The organism is Streptomyces sp. SID3343, from assembly GCF_009865215.1.
In the GTDB taxonomy this organism is placed as follows: Bacteria; Actinomycetota; Actinomycetes; order Streptomycetales; family Streptomycetaceae; genus Embleya.
In genome coordinates, this window is sequence record NZ_WWJX01000815.1 from 20021 (window position 1) to 42959 (window position 22939).

The 22939-nt window shown below is 70.2% G+C and carries 21 protein-coding genes; 13 read left to right on the forward strand and 8 right to left on the reverse strand.

All coding sequences use genetic code 11. The features are described from left to right. Positions 1-72: 72 nt before the first annotated feature. From GT354_RS25035 to dnaK, 4 genes are all read right to left on the reverse strand, one after another. Entirely contained in the window at positions 73-534 is a 462-nt protein-coding gene (locus tag GT354_RS25035; protein ID WP_161358623.1) for a helix-turn-helix transcriptional regulator, read from the reverse strand. Between the two features lies 1 nt (position 535). Beyond that, positions 536-1708, reverse strand: coding sequence for a molecular chaperone DnaJ (gene dnaJ / locus GT354_RS25040; protein WP_161358624.1), 1173 nt, complete (start codon positions 1706-1708; stop codon positions 536-538). Positions 1709-1827: 119 nt separating this feature from the next. Then, positions 1828-2409, reverse strand: coding sequence for a nucleotide exchange factor GrpE (gene grpE / locus GT354_RS25045; protein WP_161358625.1), 582 nt, complete (start codon positions 2407-2409; stop codon positions 1828-1830). Beyond that, positions 2406-4250: a molecular chaperone DnaK gene (gene dnaK / locus GT354_RS25050; RefSeq protein ID WP_161358626.1), complete on the reverse strand. Its 1845-nt coding sequence runs from the start codon at positions 4248-4250 to the stop codon at positions 2406-2408. Before dnaK ends, grpE begins: the two co-directional genes overlap by 4 nt. A 333-nt stretch (positions 4251-4583) precedes the next feature. Here dnaK and GT354_RS25055 point away from each other — a divergent pair, with 333 nt between their 5' ends. The 3 genes from GT354_RS25055 (at position 4584) to GT354_RS52760 (ending at position 8004) form a co-directional block, all read left to right on the forward strand. Then, the gene (locus GT354_RS25055) at positions 4584-5696 is read left to right on the forward strand and encodes a hypothetical protein (protein WP_161358627.1); all 1113 of its coding nucleotides are present in this window, start codon (positions 4584-4586) and stop codon (positions 5694-5696) included. A gap of 223 nt (positions 5697-5919) precedes the next feature. Further along, complete coding sequence (locus GT354_RS25060) at positions 5920-6753, forward strand: hypothetical protein (RefSeq protein ID WP_161358628.1); 834 nt, start codon at positions 5920-5922, stop codon at positions 6751-6753. Positions 6754-6795: 42 nt separating this feature from the next. Next, the gene (locus GT354_RS52760; protein WP_202512262.1) at positions 6796-8004 is read left to right on the forward strand and encodes a hypothetical protein; all 1209 of its coding nucleotides are present in this window, start codon (positions 6796-6798) and stop codon (positions 8002-8004) included. A gap of 135 nt (positions 8005-8139) precedes the next feature. Here the strand turns inward: GT354_RS52760 and GT354_RS25070 are convergent, their stop codons facing one another. After that, the gene (locus tag GT354_RS25070; protein ID WP_161358629.1) at positions 8140-8502 is read right to left on the reverse strand and encodes a cupin domain-containing protein; all 363 of its coding nucleotides are present in this window, start codon (positions 8500-8502) and stop codon (positions 8140-8142) included. A 137-nt stretch (positions 8503-8639) separates the two neighbouring features. Between GT354_RS25070 and GT354_RS25075 the strand changes: the two genes are divergently transcribed. Both GT354_RS25075 and GT354_RS25080 read left to right on the forward strand, forming a co-directional pair. Next, positions 8640-9728, forward strand: coding sequence for an RNA ligase (ATP) (locus tag GT354_RS25075; protein ID WP_161358630.1), 1089 nt, complete (start codon positions 8640-8642; stop codon positions 9726-9728). Positions 9729-9797: 69 nt separating this feature from the next. Continuing rightward, a complete protein-coding gene (locus tag GT354_RS25080) occupies positions 9798-10292 on the forward strand; it encodes a YbjN domain-containing protein (protein WP_161358631.1) in 495 nt (164 codons plus the stop codon). Between the two features lie 70 nt (positions 10293-10362). Here GT354_RS25080 and GT354_RS25085 read toward each other — a convergent pair whose 3' ends face one another. Continuing rightward, positions 10363-11520: a pyridoxal phosphate-dependent aminotransferase gene (locus GT354_RS25085; RefSeq protein ID WP_161358632.1), complete on the reverse strand. Its 1158-nt coding sequence runs from the start codon at positions 11518-11520 to the stop codon at positions 10363-10365. A 268-nt stretch (positions 11521-11788) separates the two neighbouring features. Here GT354_RS25085 and GT354_RS25090 point away from each other — a divergent pair, with 268 nt between their 5' ends. The 3 genes from GT354_RS25090 to GT354_RS25100 all read left to right on the forward strand — a co-directional run bounded on the left by GT354_RS25090 (position 11789) and on the right by GT354_RS25100 (position 14746). Further along, complete coding sequence (locus GT354_RS25090; protein WP_161358633.1) at positions 11789-12295, forward strand: DUF2617 family protein; 507 nt, start codon at positions 11789-11791, stop codon at positions 12293-12295. A 195-nt stretch (positions 12296-12490) separates the two neighbouring features. Further along, positions 12491-12916, forward strand: a complete 426-nt coding sequence (locus GT354_RS25095) for a DUF350 domain-containing protein (RefSeq protein ID WP_161358634.1) — start codon at positions 12491-12493, stop codon at positions 12914-12916. A gap of 306 nt (positions 12917-13222) precedes the next feature. Beyond that, positions 13223-14746 carry a polyamine aminopropyltransferase gene (locus GT354_RS25100; RefSeq protein ID WP_202512263.1) on the forward strand — a complete coding sequence of 508 codons (1524 nt, stop codon included), beginning with the start codon at positions 13223-13225 and terminating at the stop codon, positions 14744-14746. 41 nt (positions 14747-14787) lie between these two features. Here GT354_RS25100 and GT354_RS25105 read toward each other — a convergent pair whose 3' ends face one another. Beyond that, complete coding sequence (locus GT354_RS25105; RefSeq protein WP_161358653.1) at positions 14788-15960, reverse strand: peptidoglycan bridge formation glycyltransferase FemA/FemB family protein; 1173 nt, start codon at positions 15958-15960, stop codon at positions 14788-14790. Between the two features lie 179 nt (positions 15961-16139). Between GT354_RS25105 and murJ the strand changes: the two genes are divergently transcribed. The 4 genes from murJ to GT354_RS25125 all read left to right on the forward strand — a co-directional run bounded on the left by murJ (position 16140) and on the right by GT354_RS25125 (position 20565). Continuing rightward, entirely contained in the window at positions 16140-17921 is a 1782-nt protein-coding gene (gene murJ, locus GT354_RS25110; protein ID WP_346012159.1) for a murein biosynthesis integral membrane protein MurJ, read from the forward strand. Between the two features lie 57 nt (positions 17922-17978). Then, a complete protein-coding gene (locus tag GT354_RS25115) occupies positions 17979-18701 on the forward strand; it encodes an SRPBCC domain-containing protein (RefSeq protein ID WP_161358635.1) in 723 nt (240 codons plus the stop codon). An 11-nt stretch (positions 18702-18712) separates the two neighbouring features. After that, a complete protein-coding gene (gene pyrE / locus GT354_RS25120) occupies positions 18713-19252 on the forward strand; it encodes an orotate phosphoribosyltransferase (RefSeq protein WP_161358636.1) in 540 nt (179 codons plus the stop codon). A gap of 326 nt (positions 19253-19578) precedes the next feature. Further along, a complete protein-coding gene (locus GT354_RS25125; RefSeq protein ID WP_161358637.1) occupies positions 19579-20565 on the forward strand; it encodes an LPXTG cell wall anchor domain-containing protein in 987 nt (328 codons plus the stop codon). A 217-nt stretch (positions 20566-20782) separates the two neighbouring features. On the opposite strand, the gene GT354_RS25130 is transcribed toward GT354_RS25125, so the two are convergent. Further along, a complete protein-coding gene (locus GT354_RS25130; protein WP_161358638.1) occupies positions 20783-21448 on the reverse strand; it encodes a VTT domain-containing protein in 666 nt (221 codons plus the stop codon). A 121-nt stretch (positions 21449-21569) separates the two neighbouring features. Between GT354_RS25130 and GT354_RS25135 the strand changes: the two genes are divergently transcribed. After that, a complete protein-coding gene (locus tag GT354_RS25135) occupies positions 21570-22937 on the forward strand; it encodes an FAD-dependent oxidoreductase (RefSeq protein ID WP_161358639.1) in 1368 nt (455 codons plus the stop codon). Positions 22938-22939 lie beyond the last annotated feature (2 nt).

Genomic DNA, 22939 nt, shown 5'->3' on the forward strand with positions numbered 1-22939 from the left:
AAGAGGGGCGCGGCCGAAGCCGTGCCCCTCTATCGACGGATGTGTCCGTCGGTCCGCGCGTCCGCCCCGAGGTCAGTCCGCGCGCCCGCGCCGCGGCTTCCACACCACGAGCGCACTGCCCACCTGCGGCCGCAACGGGACGAGGTCGCGCCGGTAGGACGCGTGCACCGCGGCTTCGCGCTGCGCACTCGCCGCCGACGCCTCACCCAGCGCGTGTTCCATCTCGGCGACGCGCATGCGCAGCGCGAGCACCTGGTTCTCCAACTCCAGGATCCGCTTGATCCCGGCGAGGTTGATGCCGTCCTCCTGGGACAGCCGCTGCACCTCGCGCAGTTGGACGATGTCACGGGCCGAGTAGCGCCGCCCGCGACCGGCCGTGCGATCCGGCGAGACCAGGCCGAGCCGGTCGTACTGTCGCAGTGTCTGCGGGTGCAGGCCGGAGAGCTGAGCGGCCACCGAGATCACGTAGACCGGAGAGGTCTCGTCGATCTCGAAGCCGCGGCCTCCCAAGCCGCCCATGCCACCCGGTCGCATGTCACGCCCCCTTCGCCGCGTCCAACAGATCGGCTCGGGGGTCGTCCGCCACGGTCGCCTCGCGGAACGCTTCGAGCGCTTCGCGCGCCTTGTCGTTCAGCTGTTGAGGCACCGTCACCTCGATGGTGACCAGGAGGTCGCCCCGAGTGCCGTCCTTGCGTGCCGCTCCGCGCCCGCGCACTCGCAGCGTGCGGCCGTTGCCCGTGCCCGCGGGGAGCTTGAGCGTGACCGGAACGCCGCCCAGGGTGGGCACGGTCACCTCGGCCCCCAGGGCCGCCTCCGGAAACGTGACCGGCACCGTGACCGTGAGGTTGTCTCCCTTGCGGCCGAACAGGGAGTGCGCCTTGACGTGCACGACGACGTACAGATCGCCGTGCGGTCCGCCGCGCTCGCCCGGAGCGCCCTTGCCCTTGAGCCGGATCCGCTGCCCGTCCTGGACCCCGGCCGGGATCCGGACCTGCATCGTGCGCGAACTCTTGGCCCGGCCACTGCCGTTGCACACGATGCACGGGTCGTCCACGATCATGCCGCGGCCCTTGCAGTCGCGGCACGGCTCCGAGAAGCCGAAACCGCCCTGCGGCCGACTGACGTTGCCCGCGCCCGCGCAGGTCGGGCACATCCGCGGGGCGGTGCCCGCGGCCGCGCCCGTGCCGTTGCAGTGCCGACACGGCTCGGAACTGGTCAGCCGGATCGGCACGGTCGCACCGTCCACGGCATCGGCGAACCCGAGGGTGACCTCGGACTCGACGTCGGCGCCGCGGCGCGGCTGCTGCCGCCCGGTCTGGCGCCCGCCGCCGAACAGGCCACCGAAGATGTCGCCGAGACCGCCGGTGTTGCCCGCGCCGCCCTGCTGACCGCCGAAGATGTCGCCGAGGTCGAACGGGAAACCCTGCCCGCCCTGGGCGCCGCCGGGACCGCGGAAGTTGCCACCTCCGCTGCCGAACAGCGTCCGCGCCTCGTCGTACTCCTTGCGCCGCTTTTCGTCGGCGAGCACGTCGTACGCCTCGGAGATCTCCTTGAAGCGTTCCTCCGCCATGGTGTCACCCTTGTTCTTGTCCGGGTGGAACTCGACGGCGAGCTTGCGGTACGCCTTCTTGATCTCGGCGGTACCGGCGTCCTTGGGGACGCCGAGCACCTTGTAGTAGTCCTTCTCCAGGTAATCCTTCGTACTCATGTGCCCCTCGCCGATCCGGCGTCGGCGACGGCGCACTCGAACCGCGAGCGCCCTTCGACGGTTTCACCACATCCGTGCATCGGCGTCCCTCCTCTCCGCGTCTAGTTCTCCGTGACGGTTCAGCTGTCGGCCGCTTCGCCCGACTCCTCCGGACCGCCGTCGGCGTCCGCTGTGGGCTCGGCGACCGCCACGCGCGCCGGACGGATGATCCGCTCGCCGACCTGGTAGCCGGGCTGGAGGATCTCCACACACGTGGGCTCGGTGACGTCGGTCGCGTACGAGTGCAGCAGTGCCTCGTGGATCGTCGGGTCGAACACGTCGCCCTTGGACCCGAAGCCCTGCAACCCCATCTTGGCGACGATCGACTCCAACGACTCGGCGACCGACTTGAAGCCGCCCGCCAGTTCGCCGTGGTCGCGTGCCCGGCCGATGTCGTCCAGCACCGGAAGCAGTTCGCTCAAGACCTTGATGGCGGCCAGTTCGCCCGCCACGTTGCGGTCCCGCTCGACGCGCTTGCGGTAGTTGGAGTATTCGGCCTGGAGCCGCTGGAGGTCGGCCGTACGCTCGCCGAGCTGGTTGCGCAGCTCGGCGAGTTCGGCTGCCCCGGGGGCCGGGGCCGCCGCCGAAGCGGCGGTCCCGGTTTCCGGCTTCGGCTCCGCCTCGTTGGCGTCGTCCGGGACGGCGCCGGTGCCGTCCGTCACGCAGCACCACCCTTGCGGTCCTCGTCGACGATCTCGGCGTCGACGACGTCGTCGTCGGCACCGGCCGCGGCGTCACCCTCGCCCGCACCGGGCTCGGCGCCGGGCTGGGCGTTGGCGTACATCGCGGTGCCGAGCTTCTGGCTGGTGGTGCTGACCTTCTCCGCGGCGTCGCGGATCGCGGCCAGATCCTCGCCCTTGAGGGCGTCCTTGAGCTCGGTCAGCGACGTCTCGACCTCGGCCTGGACGTCGGCCGGGACCTTGTCGCTGTTGTCCTTGATGAACTTCTCGGTGGTGTACACCAGCTGCTCGGCCTGGTTGCGGGTCTCCGCGGCCTCGCGACGCTGGTGGTCCTCCTCCGCGTGCGCCTCGGCTTCGCGCATCATCCGGTCGATGTCGTCCTTCGGCAGGCCGGAGCCGCCGGTGATCGTCATCGACTGCTCCTTGCCCGTGCCCAGGTCCTTGGCGGACACGTGCACGATGCCGTTGGCGTCGATGTCGAAGGTGACCTCGATCTGCGGCAGGCCGCGGGGGGCCGGCGGCAGGCCGGTGAGCTCGAACATGCCGAGCTTCTTGTTGTACGCGGCGATCTCACGCTCGCCCTGGAAGACCTGGATCTGCACCGACGGCTGGTTGTCCTCGGCCGTGGTGAAGATCTCCGAGCGCTTGGTCGGGATCGTGGTGTTGCGCTCGATCAGCTTGGTCATGATGCCGCCCTTGGTTTCGATACCAAGCGACAGCGGCGTGACGTCGAGCAGCAGGACGTCCTTGACCTCACCCTTGAGCACACCGGCCTGGAGCGCGGCGCCGACGGCCACGACCTCGTCCGGGTTGACGCCCTTGTTGGGCTCCTTGCCACCGGTCAGCTCGCGCACGACGTCGGCCACGGCCGGCATCCGGGTCGAGCCGCCGACCATGACGATGTGGTCGATCGCCGACAGCGGGATGCCCGCGTCCTCGATGACCTTCTGGAACGGCACCTTGGTGCGGTCGAGCAGGTCCTGCGTGAGCTGCTGGAACTGGGCGCGGGTGAGCTTCTCGTCCAGGTGCAGCGGGCCCTCGGCGGAGGCCGTGATGTAGGGCAGGTTGATCGAGGTCTCCGTGGAGGAGGACAGCTCGATCTTCGCCTTCTCGGCCGCCTCGCGCAGACGCTGCAGGGCCATCTTGTCCTTGGCCAGGTCCACGCCGTGGGCGTTCTTGAACTGCTGGACCAGGTAGTCGACGACCCGCTGGTCCCAGTCGTCGCCGCCGAGGTGGTTGTCACCGTTGGTGGCCTTGACCTCGACCACGCCGTCGCCGATCTCCAGGAGCGACACGTCGAACGTGCCGCCACCGAGGTCGAAGACGAGGATGGTCTGCTCGTCGGCCTTGTCCAGGCCGTACGCCAACGCGGCCGCGGTGGGCTCGTTGACGATGCGCAGGACCTTCAGACCGGCGATCTCGCCGGCTTCCTTGGTCGCCTGGCGCTCGGCGTCGTTGAAGTACGCCGGCACGGTGATGACCGCGTCGGTGACCTTCTCACCGAGGTAGGCCTCGGCGTCGCGCTTGAGCTTCATCAGGATGCGGGAGCTGATCTCCTGCGCGGTGTACTTCTTGTCGTCGATCGCCACGGACCACGTGGTGCCCACGTGACGCTTGACGGAACGGATGGTTCGGTCCACGTTGGTGACGGCCTGACGCTTGGCCACCTCGCCGACCAGCACCTCGCCGTTCTTGGCGAAGGCAACCACGGACGGTGTGGTCCGCGACCCCTCCGCGTTGGTGATGACGGTCGACTCGCCGCCTTCCAGAACGCTGACGACGGAGTTCGTCGTACCGAGGTCGATACCGACCGCACGTGCCATGATTCGGTTCCTCCGGATGAAGAGTTGAGTGGTATGGGCTCAAGGATGAGCTGTCCGGTCCAACCGGTCAAATCGCTTGAGTATTCCTGACTCAACTTTAGTGCCCCGGAGCCTGTGAGGAGGCGGATCCCGGGATGCCGATCCGCATCGCGGACGCCCGGCTTGATCGAAACGTTGTACGCCTCCGCAGTCTTATTTTGGTGAATGTCGTCACAAAGGCCGCTCCGAATCTCAACGGTCCCGTCACGCACATGGCAGCATGACTGCGCCTGATGCCTCCTGCCTGCCGGCGGATACCAGGCGAAACCAGAGACTTCGTAGGGGGACCACCCGATGAGTGATGGCCACGGTTACCCACCCGTGCCACCTCCGACGCCTTCCGGATCGCAGCCGGGTCAGCCGTCGTATGGGCAACCGGGGCAGCAGCCCGGGCAGGAGCAGTACGGCCGGCCGGCTCCGCTCCCCACACCCGGCGGATACGGTCAGCCGGTCCCGCCGCCCCGGCAGGGCCGGCCCGACCAACAGGGACAGCAGGGTCACCCGGGGACGCAAGGGCAGCCCGGCCAGGGCGGTTTCCGGGAGAGCGGCGCCTACCCGTTCCCGCAGTACAGCCAGTACGGGCACTACCAGCAGTACGCGCAGAACGGGGGCCCCGGCGGTCCACAAGGACCCCAGGGCCCGCAGGGCCCGCAGCGGCCGCGCGGTCGCAGCCGCAAGGCGATCGGCACCTGGATCGCGGTCGTCTCGGGCGGCATCGTCGCGGCGGTGATCGTCGCGCTGCTCGGCTTCGAGGACCCGACCGACAAGAAGGAAGCCTCGGCGCCGGCCGCGGCCACCCCGACGATCGCGGCCACCGGCGGCACCGGCCCGCGCAACGGCGACGTCAGCAGGACGCTCAGAATCCCGAGCCCGCTGCCGGCGATCAGCGGACCGAAGTTCACCGACGTGTCCGTCGACCCGAAGTCGTGGCCCAAGCCGTGCGATCTGCTGACCGACGCCGAGATCACCGCGCTGGCCCCGGGAGCCAAGGTCGTCGGTCGCAAGGCGAGCGAGAGCACTGTCGCCCTCTCGGACTTCTCGGACTGCCGCCTCAAGCTCGATCTGCCGAACCTGAGCAGTCCCGGCGCTCCGGTCGAGGTGCTTCTCCAGTCCACCGGCTTCAAGCCGACGGAGGAGCGCAAGTCGTCCTTCGCCGGCAAGAAGACGGACCGGGAGGCGACTTCGCGCTCGGACCCCGAGCAGTACGACAACATCCGGGGCTCGGATCTCGGCGTCGACGACGCCTATCGCGACAGCGACACGATCGAATTCGTCAAGAACGGCACGGCGCTGAGCGTCAAGGTGACGGGCCAGGTGAAGGACTCGGCGGGCAACGCGGCCAAGCCCCACACCCTGATCCGCGAGTACGGCCCCTCTCTCGTCGCGATCGTCGGGCAAAAGCTCTGATCGGTCCTCGGCCGCGGGATGCGCGGAGTGCCCGATTCCGTCGGGCCCCGCCGGAACCCGTACGTTGTGGACCCCCGTTCCGGGCCGGGGGCCCGGGCGCGGCACCGCATCCCACCGCAGCATCGGCGACACCGCTTTCGCAACACCGCTTTCGCGACACCGCTTTACCGGCGACCACGCATCGGCGCACGGCATCGGCACAGGGCATCAGGAGGACACGGGGATGGTACGAATCGGGAACCCGGGAGGGAACCAGTACGGCGGGCCGCCGCCACCTCGACAGCAGCCGTACGGGCACCCCGGCATGTACCCGCCGCCGCACTACGGCGCGCCGATGCCGCCCGAGCCGCCGCGGCGCAGCAAGCTCAAGCCGATCCTCGGCTGGGTCGGCGTGATCATCGGCGGCGTGGTGGCCACGGTCGCGGGCTCCTACATCGTCGATGCGGTCAACAAGAAGAACGACGACGGCCCCGACAAGGCGCCGCAGGCGGTGAGCGAGAAGGGGGTCGCGTTCCCCGAGGGCTACACCCCGCCGCCGGCGAAGGCGTTCGTCGACGGCCCCAGGTTCCGGGCCACCGGCGACAAGAGCACGTGGCCGGACGCCTGCACGATGCTCACCGACGCCGAGATCCAGAACGCGATCCCGGATGCCAAGATCATCGGTTCCCGCGAGGGCAAGCCGGTGTCGGGCCGCAAGGACTCGTGCACGGTGAACCTGCAACTGCCCAACCTGCAGCAGCCGTCCGACCCGGCCAAGGTGACCGTCTCGATCAAGGCGATCGGCGACGCGGAACCGGTCAAGGCCGCCTACGAGAAGGCGAAGGCCGAGGCCACCTCGCACCCCAACTTCGAGGACCTCGCCAACAAGTTGCTGGTGGACAACGCCTATCGGGACAACTCGACGCTGTTCCTGCTCAAGCCGGGCTACTTCGTGAGCGTCGAGGTCTTGGGCGACATCAAGGACTCGGCCGGCGGGCCGCTCGGGCGCGACGCGTGGACCAAGCAGGTGGGACCCGCGCTCGTGCAGATCCTCAACATCCGGATGACCGCCGAGTGACCCACCGCCACCCCACGCACCGTCATAACGGGGAGTAATGCCATGACAGGCCACTACGACAATCCGCAGTCGGGCAACCAACCGAACCAACCGCCGGGGCCGCCGCCCCAGGGCCCGCCGCCTCCGCCGCCGCAGGGCCCCCCGCCGCAGGGCTACGGGCAGCAACAAGGGCACGGGCAGCAGCAGGGTTACGGACAACCGGGCTACGGACAACCGGGCTACGGACAACAGCAGGGCTACGGCGGTCAACCGAGCCAAGGCGGTCAACCGAGCCAGGGCGGCCAACCGGGCTACCCACAGCAGGGTTACGGGCAGCAGCAGGACTACGGGCAGCAGCAGGGTTACGGACAGCCGAGCTACGGCGGTCAGCAGGGGATGCCCGGGTCGTACGGTCCGCCCCCCGGCTACCCGCCGTCGATGCCCGGCTACGGCCCCTCCGGCGCCCCGCTGCCGCCGCAGCGCAACCGCCGGAAACAGATCATCAGTTGGGTGGCCGCCACGGCCGGTGGCACCGCCGTCGTGGTCGTCGCCGCGCTGTTGATCAACGGCTCCGACGGCAAGAAGAACGAGGCGAAGGCCGCCCCGAGCACCATCGCCCCGCCGTCGGAACGGCGTCTGGACCCGTCCTTCGACCCGAAGGCGACCAAGAGTGGGGGCCCGAGCATCGCCCCGCAGAAGGCCGACACTCGACCGGACGCGCCGCCGGCTCCCAAGAACGGCGATCGGTTCGCGGCGACCGGCGACCCGAAGACCTGGCCCGATGCCTGCGACCTGGTGACGGACGCCCAGATCAAACTGATCGTCCCGACCGCCGGTCGCATCGAGCGTTTCGGCACGGTCGCCTCGGCCGGCTACTGGAAGAAGGAGAACCCACCGATCCGCAGTACCACCTGCACGATCAGTGTGGAATTCAACGACTTCCAGGAGCAGACCACCCCGCTCAAGTTCGAGTCGAGGATCTGGTTCATGGGTGATGCCGACTACGCGAAGTCGCAGTTCACGAGCAAGGTCACGCGTGCGAAGACCGGTCCGGATTTCATGATGTTCAAGGACTACGGCACGGAACTGGGCGGTGACGGCGCCTTCTACAGCGGCGACAGCGTCATGCTGTACAAGGGCGGCGCCCTCGTCGAGTTCGGCAGGAAGTCGGGGGGCAGCGGCGTCGACGCCTCGGGGAAGTTCGTCAAGGCGGTCGATTGGTTGCCGGCCGCGATCCCGAAGGCAGTGCCCGGTATTTCCGCCCAGATCTGATCGAAATCTGATCATGTCTGATCGATCGAGATCGATCGATCCTGCTCGTGCTCCCGGCCACGCCGGACCGGCGTGGCCGGGAGCACGACGTGCACGCGACGCCGCGCCCGGGTGGCCGGGCGGGGCGATCGGCCGCTACTCGTCGCGGTGCACCGTGTCCGGGGCGAAGCCCGGCAGGCACACCGCGACGTAGTCGGCGCCCTCGGCGCCCTTCGTGCTGTAGCGCACCCACTCGCCCGCGGCGGTGTGGATGCCCTGGCCCGCGGCGACCTCGTGCACACCGCCCTCGAACTCGACGGTCAGCACGCCGCGCAGGACGACCGTGTACTCGTCGAACTCGGGCCGTTGGCCGGGCTCCTCCCAGCCGCCGGGGCTGGTCATGTGCGCGATGCTGAGCGCCTCGTCGCCGGTGTTGACCCGGCCGACGTACTCACGAATGGTCTTGGGGATGTTGCCGGCGGCCTCGACGACCGTCGGCTTCTCGATGAAGTTCGGCATGTGCCCCATCCTGTCCCAGCCGTCCCGAAAACCGATGGCGGGCCCGGCCGTGTACTTGGGAACGTGGCACAACCATTGCGGCCGTTGCGGTCGTCGCACGTGTCTCGTGCACCCGGGGGAGCGAAAGGGGCATGCCCATGTCCACACTCAAGGTCACCGTCGAGCGGTTGGTCGTCCACACCCACCCCAACGCCGACGCGTTGGAGCTGGCCCAGGTCGGGCTGTACCGGGCGGTGGTCGCGAAGGGCGCCTACGTCACGGGCGACGTCGCCGTCTACATCCCTGAGCAGGCGGTGCTGCCGGAGGCGTTGATCGAGGAGTTGGGGCTCACCGGGCGACTCGCCGGGGCGGCCAAGAACCGGGTCCGGGCGATCCGGCTGCGCGGCGAGCTGTCGCAGGGCATCGTGTGCCGCCCGGCCGCCCTGCGCGGAACGGACCTGATCGCCGCCCTCGACGGCGACGAGGACTTCGCCGACGCGCTCGGGATCGTCAAGTGGACACCGCCGATCCCGGTGCACATGAACGGCGAGATCGTCTCGGCCGAGGACCTGTTGCGCTGGGTGGACATCGAGAACGTGCGGCGCTACCCCGCGATCTTCACCCCCGGCGAGCCCGTCGTGGCGACCGAGAAGATCCACGGCACCGCGTGCCTCTACACGTACGTGGCCGCGACCGGGGAGAGCTTCGTGTCCTCGAAGGGGTTCGGCGCCAAATCGCTCGGCCTGTTGCGAGACGACAAGAACCTCTACTGGCGGTCGGTGCTCGCGCACCGGGTGCCGGCGGCCGCCGCCGAGTTGGCCCGGCGCTACGACGCCTCCCGGGTCGGGGTGTTCGGCGAGGTCTTCGGACAGGGCGTACAAGATCTCGGCTACGGCGCGCAGGGCCGCTCCGAGTTGCCGGGCTACGCGGCGTTCGACGTGGCGTACGCCGACGCGAGCGGGGCCGTGCGGTGGCTGGACGCCGAGGAGTTCGCCGACGTGCTCGGTGGCCTCGACGTCGCGCTGCCCGTGGTGCCCACGCTCTACCGGGGCCCCTACGTCGAGGCGGAACTGCTCACGCTCGCCGAGGGCCGCGAGACGGTCTCGGGGACGGCGGCCCACCTGCGGGAGGGGATCGTCGTACGCCCGGCCCGCGAGCGCCCCAGCGAGATCCTGGGCGGGCGCGCGATCGGCAAGATCGTGTCCGAGGCGTACCTGACCCGCAAGGGCGGCACCGAGTACGAGTGACGGCTGCCACTGGGCTGAGCCGAATGAGAGAGGATGGCGTCTACACGTCCGGTCTGGAGAGGATTCTTCATGAGCATCGACCCGTCCTCGCTTCCGAGGTCGACCTTCGTTCCGGCCGCGCCGGTCGTCAAGCCGTCCGCGGACCTGATCAATCAGGTTCTCGACGAGCTTCAGGTGAACCATTTCACCGACGAGGAAGGCGACATCTGTGCGCCCTGGGAGGGCTTCCGCGTCTACTTCATGCTGCGCGGCGACAAGCACGAGATCTTTACGGTCCGGATGTTCCTGGACCGCGAGTTCGCGCCCGGCGACCGCCCGCGCCTGCTCGAACTGCTCGACGAGTGGCACCGCCAGTTCTTCTGGCCGAAGGTGTACACCCACGAGCACGAGGGCGCGCTTCGGCTGATCGGCGAGGCGCAGCTCGACTGCGAGCCCGGCATCAACCGCGAGCTGTTCGTGTTCACGACCCGCGCGTGGATCAGCACGTGCATCTCGTTCGGCAACTGGATCAACGAGCAGTACCCCGACCCGAACCCCAAGCCGGCCGACGGAGACGAGGCGTAGGCGATTCACGCGTGTGTGGGGGCCGGCGGGCCCCCACACGCACGCGACCGAGCCGTGGCCGGCCTCGGCTTCAGGCCAGCGTCGCCAGTCGCTTCGCCGCCTCCTCCAGCACCTCGATCCGCTTGCAGAACGCGAACCGCACGAGCGGGCGGCCGACTTCGGTGTCGTCGAAGAACACCACCTCCGGCACCGCGACCACGCCGCACAGCTCGGGCAGCCGGCGGCAGAAGTCGAGCCCGTCCGGGTAACCGAGCGCGGTGATGTCGGTGGTCGTGAAGTAGGTCCCCTGTGGCTCGAACACGGTCAGCCCGGCCGCCTTCAGGCCGCCGCCGAGCAGGTCGCGCTTGCGCCGCAGTTCGTCGCGCAGACCCGTGAAGTAGCTCTCGGGCAGCCGTAGCGCGTGCGCGATCGCCGGCTGGAAGGGCGCCCCCGAGGTGTAGGTCAGGAACTGCTTGGTCGTACGTACCGCCGCGATCAGTTCCCGCGGCGCGCACACCCAGCCGACCTTCCAGCCCGTGAGCGAGAACGTCTTGCCCGCCGACGAGATCGTCACGGTGCGCTCGCGCATACCCGGGAGCGTGGAGATCGGGATGTGCTCGCCGGTGTAGACCAGATGTTCGTACACCTCGTCGGTGACCACGATCAGGTCGTGCTCGATCGCGACCGCGGCCACCGCCTCCAGCTCGGCGCGGGTGAGCACGGTGCCGGTCGGGTTGTGCGGGCTGTTGAGCATCAGCACGCGGGTGCGGTCGGTGACGGCGGCGCGCAGTTCGTCGAGGTCCGGGCGAAAGTGCGGCGGGCGCAGGGTGACGCCCACCCGGCGGGCACCGGCCATCGCGATGCACGCCGCGTAGGAGTCGTAGAACGGTTCGAGCGCGATCACCTCGTCGCCCGGCTCCAGCAGCGCGAGCAGCGTCGCGGCGATCGCCTCGGTGGCGCCGGTGGTGACCAGGACCTCCGAGTCGGGGTCGAAGGTCTGACCGTAGAACCGCTGCCGGTGCTCGGCCACGGCCAGCCGCAGGTCCGGGATGCCGTCGCCAGGCGGGTATTGGTTGGCGCCGTCACGCATGGCCGCGACCGCGGCCTCGATCACCTCGGCCGGGCCGTCGGTGTCCGGGAAGCCCTGACCGAGGTTGATCGCGCCGCTGGAGCGGGCGAGGGCGGACATCTCGGCGAAGATCGTGGTGCCGAGGCCGCCCAGGTGGCGGGCCAGCGGGGGTCGGGTCATCCGTACGGCTCCTTCGAAAAGCTCTGCGTGACCGGGACCGTTCGGCGGCCCGTGCGGGGTTTGTGCTGCGTCCATCCTCGCGCGCCTTCCGTGGCCGGCCGCATGGCGCGGTTCACCTGTTCGTGTCAGCGCCTTTCACCTTCACGGGTGACGACGCTATGGCGTTGTGCGCTTACGGTGAGTTGAGTCCCCTGGTTTGCAGCCGTTTGCCGATCCCGGGAGCCTCCCGTGGGTCTTCCCCGTTGCCCGGACACAGATGAGCGCGAGAATGCACGCCACACTCACCACCTCGTACACCGACACCCGCGCGGAGGACCTGGGCTGGTGCCTGGGCCTGCCGTCGTTGCCCGCCCTGGCGGAGCGAACGGTCGAACTCGGAGGGTTGAAGCTGGAGTTGCGCCTGCTCGGCGCATCGCATCAGATGATGATCGATCCCGCGTCGGGGGGTCTCGAACCCGTCTCCGAGACGGTCGCGTGCGTGCCGGGCGCGGCCACGCCGTTGCCCGCGCGGGCGGCGACCAGGCTCGGCCGCTGGGAGTACGAGTTCACCGCGCTCACCCAGTCCTTCGCCGACGAGGACTTCGTGGCCCGGGTGCGCGAGATCGTCACGCTCGCGTCCGGCCACACCCACGGATTGATCGGCGACTACCCCGGGCTGCCGTACGCGGTGACCGCGATGGTGGTCGAGCGGTGCGAGGCCGGTGCGGTCTGGTCCACGTGGCACACGTATCCCCAGGAGCGGCGGATCGTCAGCACCCGGAGCCGCGCGATGTGATCCGACGCCGGCGGGTGATCCGACAGCGCGAAGAGGATCCGACACCGGGCGTGATCCGACAGCGCGATGAAGATCCGACACCGGGATGTGACTGCGATGTGACGTCGCAATCCGACATCGCGATCTGACGATCCGACAGAATTACCCCCCGTCGGGTGACACGGCCTGCACGACGGCGATGGGGGACACGACGGCATGTTCAGGGATCTCGCGGAGGGTGTCGGCTATGCGTTCGCGTACGGCGGTGTCGGCATCGTGCTCATGGTGCTGGGCTTCGTGCTCGTGGACGCGCTGACGCCCGGCAATCTCGGGCAGCAGATCTGGATCGAGCGCAACCGCAACGCGGCGCTCGTACTGTCCTCCGCGCTCCTGGGCGTCGGGATGATCGTCACCACGGCGATCGCGACGGCCTACGAGGAGTTCGGCAAGGGGCTCGCGTCCACGGCGGTGTTCGGCGTCACCGGGTTGATTTTGATGGGCATCGCGTTCCTGGTGATCGACCTCGTGACGCCGGGTCGGCTCGGGGCCACGGTGGTCGAGCGCGAGCCGCATCCGTGCGTGTGGGTGACGGCGTCGACGCAGGTCGCGATCTCGGCCATCGTCTGCGCCTGTATTGCGTGAACGCGCGAGGTCAGGGGTGTCCTCAAACGCCGGACGGGCTGTTTTCGGGTTGTTTGGCGTCTTGCGTTCGGCGGTGGGGGTGTTTCGGGTGTCCTCAAGCGCCGGACGGGTTGGGGTTGGGGTGTCTTGGGTTCGGCAGTTCGGGTGTGATCTGGGGTTTCCTTGGACGCCGGGTGGGGTTGTTCGGTGTTCGGGGGTCGTCGGATCGGGTGAACCTCGGGGGCGTTCGGTGGGGTGGGCGGGGGCGGGACCTAGCGTGTTGGGGTGAACTCACCCGCTCCGGTGCGTGTGCCGGTGGAACGTGCCGTGGAGCGGAGTGCGGCGATCGCCGCCAGGCCCGCGCGGTGGGTGGTGATGCTCGCGGTGCTGGTGTGTGCCGCGTGTGGGCTCGTGTACGAACTGGCGCTCGCGGCCCTGGGCGGCACGCTCGGCGGCGACCCCGTGGTGGAGACCTCGATCGTGCTGTCCGTCATGGTCTTCGCGATGGGCTTGGGCGCCCTCGCCGCCAAACCGCTCGCGCGCCGGGCCGCCGCCGCGTTCGTCGCCGTCGAGATCCTGCTCGCGGCGGCCGGCGGGATGTGCGCGACCGCGCTCTACGCGGCGTTCGCGTGGTACGACGTCTACCGCTGGCCGATGATCGCGGTCGCCGCCGTGCTCGGGTTGCTGATCGGGGCCGAGATCCCGCTGCTGATGACGCTCGTGCAGCGGATCCGGCCGCAGGAGGCGGGCAGTGCGGTCGCCGACCTGTTCGCGGCCGACTACGTGGGCGCGCTGATCGGCGGACTGCTGTTCCCGTTCCTGTTGCTGCCGCACCTGGGGCAGCTGCGCACCGTCGTGCTCGCGGGCGTGGTCAACGCCGTCGCGGGAGTGCTCGTCGTGCTGTGGCTGTTTCGCGCCGACCTGTCCGCGCGGCTGCGCCTGGGGCTGTACGCGGCGGTCGCCGCCGTGTTCGCGCTGCTTGCCGGCACCTGGCTGTACACGCCCGCGTTCGAGCGGGCCGCCCGAAACGCGTTGTACGACGGCGACGTGGTCTCGGCCCGCGACGGCGTCGTGGTCGTCCACACGAAGGCGGGACCCGAGTTGTACGTGGACGGCGAACGTCGCGTGTCCGCGAGTGCGGGCAACGAGGCCGCGCAGGCGCTCGTGCACCCCGCGATGGCCGGGCGGCACGACCGGGTGCTCGTGCTCGGCGGGGGCGACGGGCTCGCGCTGCGTGAAGTGCTGCGCTACCCGGCGGTGCGCGACGTCGTCGTCGTGGTCGCCCGCGCCGCCGAGACCGCCCCGGCGCGTACCGACCCGGCGCTGCGCGCGCTCGCGGGCAACGCGTTCGCGGACCCGCGGGTGCGGGTCGTGGTCGAGGACGCGTTCGCGTGGGTACGCGCGGCGCGGGACCGCTTCGACGTCGTGGTGGCCGATCCGGCCGCGCCGAGCACGGGCAGTGCCGCGCGGCTGTACACACAGGAGTTCTACGGGCTCGTTCGTGGCGTGCTGCGCCCGGCGGGTCGGCTCGTGGTGCACGCGCCGGCGCCCGACACGCATCGGCGGGCGTACTGGTGCGTGGACGCTGGCCTGCGGGCGGCGGGACTGGGCACGGTGCCGTATCGGGTGACCGCGCCTGGGCCGGTCGAGCGGGGATACGTGCTCGCGGCGGTCGCGGCGCCGGCGGGTCTGCGCGCGGCGGACGACGCGCCGGACCCGGCGGTCGTACCGTTTCTGACCCCGGAGCGACTCGGCCACGCGACGTGGTTCCCGCCGGGCTCCGAGCGGCTCGACGTGCCGGCGGCCACCCTGACCCGACCGCGGATCGCCGACTACGACCGCGAGCCCTGACCGGGGCGTCGACGCACCGACGCGGAGCGGACCGAGCGGGCTCACCTGATCGACAGGTAGGTGCGAAATGCCTTGTGCAGCGCGGGCACCACCGGGAACTCCCACTCGCCCAGGTTCTCCACCACCCGGCCGTTCGTGCCCAGTTTCCAGCGCAGCACCCCGAACAGCCGGTCGTCGGGGTCGATCACCGGGCTCACCCCGCGCATGTCGTACACCGCGATCCCGCGCTCGTGCACGTCCTGGATCAGCCGCCACTGCAGCGCGTGGCTCGGCCGCACGCCCCGGCCGTGGTCGGTGGACGCGCCGGTTTGGTACCAGACCCGCGAGCCTGCGCTGATCAGCGTGTGCGCGGCGAGCAACCGGCCCTCGGAGCGCGCGAGGTAGAGCCGCATCCGACCCCGCGACTCGGCGTTGAGCGCCCGGTACTGGCGTTGGTAGTAGGGGAGTTCGCGGCCGAGTCGGAAGCCGTTGCGACGTTCGGTCGCCTGCAGCAGTTCGAAGAACGCGGGCAGATCCTCGTAGTCGCCGAGCGCGATGTCCACGCCCGACTTGCCGGCCTTGGCGATGGCGCGCTTCCACTCGGTGTTGAAGCCGGCCCTGACCTCGTTCGCCGATCTGCCCTCGAACGGCACCTCGAACGTGTATCTGGGCTGTGCGTCCGCGCCGTCGCCCGACGTACGCCAGCCCAGGTCGCCCAGTCGCAGCGCGACGGTGGCGCCGAGTGGGTCGATCTCGTCGGGGGTGACCCGATCCAGATGCTTGAGGCCCTGGCGGACCGCGTCCTTGACGGTCTGCGCCCGCCAGCGCCGATGCGCGAGCGGCGGCCCCATCCGCACCGTGAACACGTGCCGCGCGCGCATGTGCTCGATCAACGGGTCGAGCCAACGGCGGGGGTTGGGATCGGTCCAGTCGATCACCGGGCCCTCGGGCAGATACGCGAACCAGTACGGCACCTTGGGCGCCTTGCGGTAGAGCACGAGCGCGGCGCCCACCACGGTGCCGTTCGCGTCGAACCAGCCGAGGCCCTCGCTGCGCCAACCCTCCTTGACCACCGCCCACGACGGGTACTGCAGGAAGCCGGCGTCACCGCGCCCGTCGAGGTGCGCGAGGTGTTCCTCGGGCGTCAGCCGGGCGACTCGCAGCGCCGGGTGCGGTACGGCGATCGGCGGCGCGGCGGCCGGGGCGTTCGGGCTCGTCGGCGCCGTCAGCAACATGACCACGGACATCTCCTCGGGGACACAGGGGCGCGGGGATGGCCCCGCACCCCTTTAGAAGCCCGTGGCGAGCGGGTTACGTCACCGCCGAAATCACCTGCAACGAAAGTGGGTTTCGGGGGATTCATATAAGGGGGACTGCGTCTCGAACCCCGATCGTGACCGGATGGGAGTGATTTGTGAGCCATGTCGTCTCGGCTCGGTCGCCCGGCAGCCATGCCCGAGGAGACGATGCGGAGACCGTCGGCGAGTCCGAGCCGCAGGGTGGGGCCGAGGCGATCGGGGCCGGCGCGAAGGCGTCGAAGTCCCGTACACGTGACGGGGTGCTGCGCGGCGGCGCGAACCTCGCGCTCGGATCCGTCGTCTCGCGGCTGACCGGATTCGCCCGCAGCGCGATGATCGTCGCGGCGCTGGGCACGGGTCTGTTCGCCGACGGCTACAACGTCGCCAACACCGTGCCGAACATCTTGTACATCCTGCTGATCGGCGGCGCGCTCAACTCCGTGCTCGTGCCGCAACTCGTGCGCGCGGCCCGCCGCGACGCCGACGGCGGGGCGGGCTACACCGACCGACTGCTGACCGCGGTCGGCACCCTGCTGCTCGTGCTCACGCTCGGCGCCGTGCTCGCGGCACCCGCGATCGTGTCGGCGTACTCCGACTACGACGGGGCGCAACGCGAGTTGACCATCGCGCTGACCCGCATGTGCCTGCCGCAGATCTTCTTCTACGGCGTGTTCGCCCTCGTCGGCGAAGTGCTCAACTCACGCGCCCGGTTCGGTCCGATGGCATGGACGCCGATCCTCAACAACGTCGTGGTGATCGCGGTGTTCGGGGCGTTCCTGGTGGTCGCGCACGACGTGCGGGACGCGCACGGGATCACCCCGGAGCAGGTGCGGCTGCTCGGGCTGGGCACGACGCTGGGGATCGTGGTCCAGGCGTGCGCGCTCGTGCCCTTCCTGCGGGCGGCGGGGGTGCGCTGGCGGCCGCGCTTCGACTGGCGCGGGCACGGACTCGGCGCGCCGTTGCGGATGGCCGGGTGGGCGGTGGCCATGGTCGGGGTGTCGCAGTCGGGCTACTGGCTGGTGACCCGACTCGCGGTCGAGGTGTCCGACCAGGCGACGCGGGCCGGGGTCCGGCACGGCGTGGGCTACACCGCCTACTCCAACGCGCAATTGCTGTGGATCGTCCCGCACGGTGTGGTGACCGTGTCGATCGCGACGATGTTGATGCCGCGGTTGAGCCGGGCCGCGGCGGACGGGCGGCCGGCGGCCCTGCGCGACCTGATCTCGCGCGGGCTGCGACTGAACGCGCTCGTGATCGTGCCGGTGTCGTTCCTCTTCCTGTCGCTCGGCCCGCAGGTGACGGCCGTGGTGTTCCAGCACGGCATCACCACCGAGGCCGACACGCGCGCGATGGGCTGGATGCTGACCGCGTTCGCGCCGGGATTGATCGCCTACTCGGCGCAGTACGTCATCCAGCGCGGCCTGTACGCGGTACAGGATGCCCGCACCCCGTTCTGGGGCAACGTCGCGTCGACCGCGTGCGGGGCGGTCCTGGCGGTCGTCGCCTACCACACGCTGCCGGCACCGTGGGCCGTCACCGGGATGGCCGCCGGCTACAGCGTCGCGCAGGTGGCCGGCCTCCTGTGGCCGGCGATCGTGCTGCGCCGGCGGCTGGGCGGCTTCGACACGCTTCGGGTGGTCCGTACCCACCTCGGCCTGGCCATCGTCTCGGCCGCGGCCGGCGGTGGCTCGTGGGTGTTCGCGCGCTGGTGCGCCCACATGTGGGGCACGGGCCCGGGGGCCGCGTTCGCCGCGCTCGCCGGCGGCGTGGCGCTGTTCGTCGCGCTCACCGCGCCGGTCGCCTACCCGCTCTCCAAGCGCCTGCGGCCGCCGCCCCGGACGCCGGCCCCGGCCGCGCCGACCCCCGACGCGCCGTCCGGCCGGCACCGTAGGGCGTGACCGAGCGAGCCGGTACATTCCGCGTGACAGTCGCGGAACGCAAGGAACGGAGAGCGGATGCAGTACGAAGTCGTCGTGCCGATCCCGGTCCGACCGATATGGGACACCTTCCACGACGCCGAGCGGCTCGCCCAGTGCATCCCCGGCCTGCTGCTCGACGAGCCGGCCCGGACCGGCGCGGAGGGGCCCGAGCTGACGGGCCGCTGGAAACTGCGCGTGGGCGCGAACACGGTCACCTACCGGGGCACGCTTCGGCTGCGTGACGCCGGCGACCCGCACGCGCTGGCGGTCGTCGTCGACGGGGGCGAGGTGCGCGGGTCGGCCCGGGTCGGCGCCGAACTCGTCGTGCGCCTGTACGACGAGCGGCTGCCCGACGAGGACGACGACGCGACCGGCGAGACCCGGATGGTCATCGACGCCACGTTGCGGCTCGACGGCGCCGGTCGCACCGCCGAGTTCGCGACCGAGCGCCTGGACGCGGCGTTCGCGCGCGCGGCCGATCTGTTCGCGGCGGCCCTCGCCGAGGAACTCGCCCCACCCGTCGAGGAGGACGCGGTGTTCGAGCCGGTCGCGACGACGGCTCAGGAATCGCCGTCGTATCTGCGACCGCGCCCGACGCCCCGGCCCGTGCACGTGTCCGCCCTCGAACCCGATCTGTGGTCGCGGGTGGGCCGGCCCGCCGGCCGCGATCCGCGCCGGATCGTCCGACTGCTCGTGCCCGCCCTCGGCGTGCTGATGGTGTGGCGCCTGGTGCGCCGCCGACGCCGGCGGGCCGGTTAGGCTCCCATGCCATGAGCTCCGACCGCGATGTGCTTCTCGACCAGATCAAGACCAAGGCCGTCGTGCACGGCCGCGTCGTCCTGTCGTCCGGCAAGGAGGCCGACTACTACGTCGACCTGCGCCGGATCACCTTGGACGGGCAGGCCGCGCCGCTGGTGGGCAAGGTCATGCTGGAGCTCACCGCCGACCTGGACTTCGACGCCGTCGGCGGGCTGACCCTGGGCGCCGACCCGGTCGCCGCCGCGATGCTGCACGCCGCCGCTGCGCAGGGCCGTGCGCTCGACGCGTTCGTGGTTCGCAAGACCGGCAAGGCGCACGGCCTCCAGCGCCGCATCGAGGGTCCCGACGTCAAGGGCCGGCGGGTGCTCGCGGTCGAGGACACCTCCACCACCGGCGGCTCGGTGCTCGACGCCGTCGAGGCGTTGCGCGAGGCCGGCGCGGAGGTCGTCGCGGTCGCGGTGATCGTCGAGCGCGGCGCGGCTCCCGCAGTGGAAAAGGCGGGCCTGGAGTACCGGGTCGCGTACCACCTGGAAGACCTCGGCCTGAATTAGATTCGACCCCGTTCGTGCATTTCGACGACGGCCGCACCGTGTGATGCCTTACGCATTCATCGGTGCGGCCGTTGCTTTTTTCGCGGTCTCGGATATTGTCGGATCAGTTCCGGTGCCGACGGATCCCGTCGGCCGGACTTCCCGGGGGGGAAGTGTGAATTCGTTCCGTATGAGGTTTCGTGCGTCCTCGCTGCCCTGTGGCGGCTGAGCCGGCCCGCGCCCAAAAGGACGTAGACACCGCAAGCCTTTTCCCCTCGGGCCGCCGGGCCGGTTCCCCGTCCGGTCCGGCGGCCACCCCATTTCACTCTTCCCAAGAGGGTTTCCGTATGCAGCTCCGCCGCAGTCTCGCCGCGACCGCCGTTGCCGCGATGGTTTCCTCGGTGGCTCTTTTCGCGGCACCCGCCGCGATGGCCGTCGAGAGCACCCCGCCCGCGACGCCCTCCACGACGGCCTCGCCGTCGACCGGCGCGTCCACGACCCCGTCCACCTCCGCCCCGGCCACCCCGGCCAAGCCGGACACGGACAAGCCGGCGGACCGGCCCGCGACTACGCCGCCGGCTACGCAACCGCAGGTCAAGTCGGATGCCAAGGCCCCGTCGGGGCAGGCCGAGACGTGGCCGAACCCCGAAAAGGGAAACGGTCCCGCCATCAAGCTCGTCGGCCTGCCCGGCAGCTTCGTCGCCGGTGGGGACGCCGCCTCGTTCAAGGCGTCCATCACCAACGACAAGGGGAAGGACCTGGAGTTCATCCCCACGCTGGTCATCATGAACGACGCCGGCAGTCTGCGCGGCTCGCACCTCAAGCTGGAGTACAAGGACCCTAAGACCGGGCAGTGGCGGTCCGCGCACCTGGAGGACGTCGAGGAGCGCGGCGGCAACGCCGTCGGCGCGGCCCTCGGGGACGACGAGGACGTGCTGTGGCAGCTCAAGTCCAAGGCCACGGTGGACATCGAGCTGCGCCTGGCCTTCACGGACAAGGCACCGGTCGGCAAGAGCCTGGCCTTCTACTTCGCCTTCTCCGGTGCCGCGAACGGGTCCGACTTCTACACCTCGATGAGCGACGGCTACATCTTCACGATCGCCGCTCCCGGCAAGACCGTGCCGAAGACGGAGTACAAGCCGAAGCCGCCGGCCCAGCCCACGAAGAAGCCTGCGGCCAAGCCCGCCGGCAAGCCCGGTAAGGAGCTCGCCGCGACCGGCGCCGACGACAGCAACACCCCGGTGCTGATCGGTGCCGCCGCCGGTACCGCGCTCGTCGCGGGTGCGGGCTTCCTGGTCTTCTCGCGTCGCCGCAGGAACGGTAGCGCCGCCTGACGGCAGTCACCGTTCACCCCAAGCCACCCTGTCTCCGGTCCCCGTCCGGAGGCAGGGTGTTTTTTTGCTCCGGAATATCCCCTCGCCGAGCTGCGACGCACGACGCCGATAAAAGGTTGTACGGGTTATCGTTTCGATCCCGATAATTCCGGGAGAACGATCCGGAACGCAGAAAAGCGGCGGTGCGCCATGCGCACCGCCGCTCTCGAATGTCGATTCAGTGACCCGAGGAAGCGGCTTCTCGCTTTGCCTCACGCTTGCTGCGGACGACCTCGATGATGATCGGCAGCAGCGAGATCAGCACGATGACGAAGACGCCCGGCAGCAGATACTTGTCGATGCTGTCGCCGATGCTGTCGCCCAGCTTGTAGCCGAGCAGGATGATGCCGTCGGTCCACACCAGGCCGCCGACGACGTTCCACACGAAGAACTGCCGGGCGGGCATCTCCAGGACGCCCGCGACGGGGTTCAGGAACGTGCGCACGATCGGGATGAAGCGGGCGAGTACGACGGCCTTCGCCGGACCGAACTTCTCGAAGTACTGCTCGGCCTTGGTGACGTATTCGGCCTTGAACAGCTTCGAGTCCGGTTTGCTGAACATCTTCGTGCCGAACCTGGCCCCCAGGAAGTGACCGAGTTGGGCGCCCGCGATGGCGCACACCGGTGCTCCCACGAGCAGCCAGGGCAACGAGATGGACGTGCCGACGATCTGTTCCGCCGACGAGGACGCGGCGACGCCGGCCAGAAACAGCATCGAGTCGCCCGGGAAGAAGAACCCGACGAGCAGGCCGGTCTCCGCGAAGACGATGGCGAGGATGCCGATGAGACCGAACGTCGAGATGAGCGACGTCGCATCGAGGACGTTGACAGCTTGGAATTCCACCTTTGGAGGGTAGTGCGCGCGAAGCGCGTCTCGTCACCCGTCCCCTCCCCGGAGCCCGCATCATTACGAGGTCGGTACTTGGCGGTGGCCCGAACGGGCGCATACAGGACAGGGGAACCGCGTGGGCAACGAGCGGCTCGTAGTGATCGGCGGGGACGCAGCGGGGATGAGCGCGGCCTCCCAGGCGCGGCGTCGACGCGGTGCGGACGACTTGGAGATCGTCGTCGTGGAGCGCGGTCGGTGGTCGTCGTACTCGGCCTGCGGCATCCCCTACCTGGTCTCGGGGGCGGTCGACGGCTTCGACGCGTTGATCGCCCGCAGCCCGGAGGAACACCGCAAACGCGGTATCGACCTGCGGATGGGCGTCGAGGCCGAGGGCATCGACCGGGACCGCCGCGAGATCACCGTGCGCGACCTGGCGAGCGGTCGAACCGATCGGATCGGCTTCGACCACTTGGTGCTCGCGATGGGTGCGGTGCCGATCCGGCCGCCACTGCCGGGCATCGACGCGCCCGGCGTGCACGGCGTGCAGAATCTGGAGGACGCCCGGGTGCTGATCGACTACCTGCGCCCCGACCAGCGCCGGGCGGTGGTGATCGGCGGCGGCTACATCGGCGTCGAGATGGCCGAGGCGCTGATCCGGCACGGCCTGGAGGTGACCGTCGTCGACCGGTCCGCGCAGCCGATGTCCACCCTCGACCCCGACATGGGCGCGCTCGTGCACGAGGCGATGGAGGGCATGGGCATCGACGTCGTGACCGAGACCGAGGTGGTGGCGATCGAGGTGGTCGACGGCCGCGCGAGCGCCGTGCTGACCGCCGACGGGCGCTATCCCGCCGATGTGGTCGTGCTGGGTCTGGGAGTGCGCCCCAACACCGCGCTCGCGCGTGACGCCGGCCTGCCGCTGGGCGCGAGCGGAGGGCTGAGCACCGATCTGCGGATGCGGGTCACCGCCGACGGCATCTGGGCGGGCGGCGACTGCGTCGAGGTGCTCGACCTGGTCTCCGGCCGCCGCCGGCACGTCGCGCTGGGCACGCACGCGAACAAGCACGGCCGGGTGATCGGCACCAACATCGGCGGTGACTACGCGACCTTCCCCGGTGTCGTGGGCACGGCCGTCAGCAAGGTCTGCGACCTGGAGATCGGCCGCACCGGGCTGCGCGAGAAGGACGCCGCCGCCTCCGGCTTCGAATTCGTCACCGCGACCATCGAGTCCACGGGCCGGGCCGGCTACTACCCGGGCGCACGCTCGATGACCGTCAAGATGATCGCGGAGCGGATCACCGGCCGGGTTTTGGGCGTCCAGATCGTCGGCCGCGACGGCGCCGCCAAGCGCATCGACACCGCGGCCGTCGCGCTCACGCACCGGATGACGGCCGAGGACATGACCTCCCTGGACCTCGGCTACGCGCCGCCCTTCTCGCCGGTGTGGGACCCGATCCTGGTCGCGGCGAGAAAGGCGGCGCAGAAGGTGGCCGAGGGGCGTTGACG

Coding starts and splice junctions, on each gene's coding strand:
- GT354_RS25035 (WP_161358623.1), bottom strand. CDS start 534: ATGCGACCGGGTGGCATGGGCGGCTTGGGAGGCCGCGGCTTCGAGATC.
- dnaJ (WP_161358624.1), bottom strand. CDS start 1,708: ATGAGTACGAAGGATTACCTGGAGAAGGACTACTACAAGGTGCTCGGC.
- dnaK (WP_161358626.1), bottom strand. CDS start 4,250: ATGGCACGTGCGGTCGGTATCGACCTCGGTACGACGAACTCCGTCGTC.
- GT354_RS25055 (WP_161358627.1), top strand. CDS start 4,584: ATGAGTGATGGCCACGGTTACCCACCCGTGCCACCTCCGACGCCTTCC.
- GT354_RS25060 (WP_161358628.1), top strand. CDS start 5,920: ATGGTACGAATCGGGAACCCGGGAGGGAACCAGTACGGCGGGCCGCCG.
- GT354_RS52760 (WP_202512262.1), top strand. CDS start 6,796: ATGACAGGCCACTACGACAATCCGCAGTCGGGCAACCAACCGAACCAA.
- GT354_RS25070 (WP_161358629.1), bottom strand. CDS start 8,502: ATGCCGAACTTCATCGAGAAGCCGACGGTCGTCGAGGCCGCCGGCAAC.
- GT354_RS25075 (WP_161358630.1), top strand. CDS start 8,640: ATGTCCACACTCAAGGTCACCGTCGAGCGGTTGGTCGTCCACACCCAC.
- GT354_RS25080 (WP_161358631.1), top strand. CDS start 9,798: ATGAGCATCGACCCGTCCTCGCTTCCGAGGTCGACCTTCGTTCCGGCC.
- GT354_RS25085 (WP_161358632.1), bottom strand. CDS start 11,520: ATGACCCGACCCCCGCTGGCCCGCCACCTGGGCGGCCTCGGCACCACG.
- GT354_RS25090 (WP_161358633.1), top strand. CDS start 11,789: ATGCACGCCACACTCACCACCTCGTACACCGACACCCGCGCGGAGGAC.
- GT354_RS25095 (WP_161358634.1), top strand. CDS start 12,491: ATGTTCAGGGATCTCGCGGAGGGTGTCGGCTATGCGTTCGCGTACGGC.
- GT354_RS25105 (WP_161358653.1), bottom strand. CDS start 15,960: ATGTTGCTGACGGCGCCGACGAGCCCGAACGCCCCGGCCGCCGCGCCG.
- GT354_RS25115 (WP_161358635.1), top strand. CDS start 17,979: ATGCAGTACGAAGTCGTCGTGCCGATCCCGGTCCGACCGATATGGGAC.
- pyrE (WP_161358636.1), top strand. CDS start 18,713: ATGAGCTCCGACCGCGATGTGCTTCTCGACCAGATCAAGACCAAGGCC.
- GT354_RS25125 (WP_161358637.1), top strand. CDS start 19,579: ATGCAGCTCCGCCGCAGTCTCGCCGCGACCGCCGTTGCCGCGATGGTT.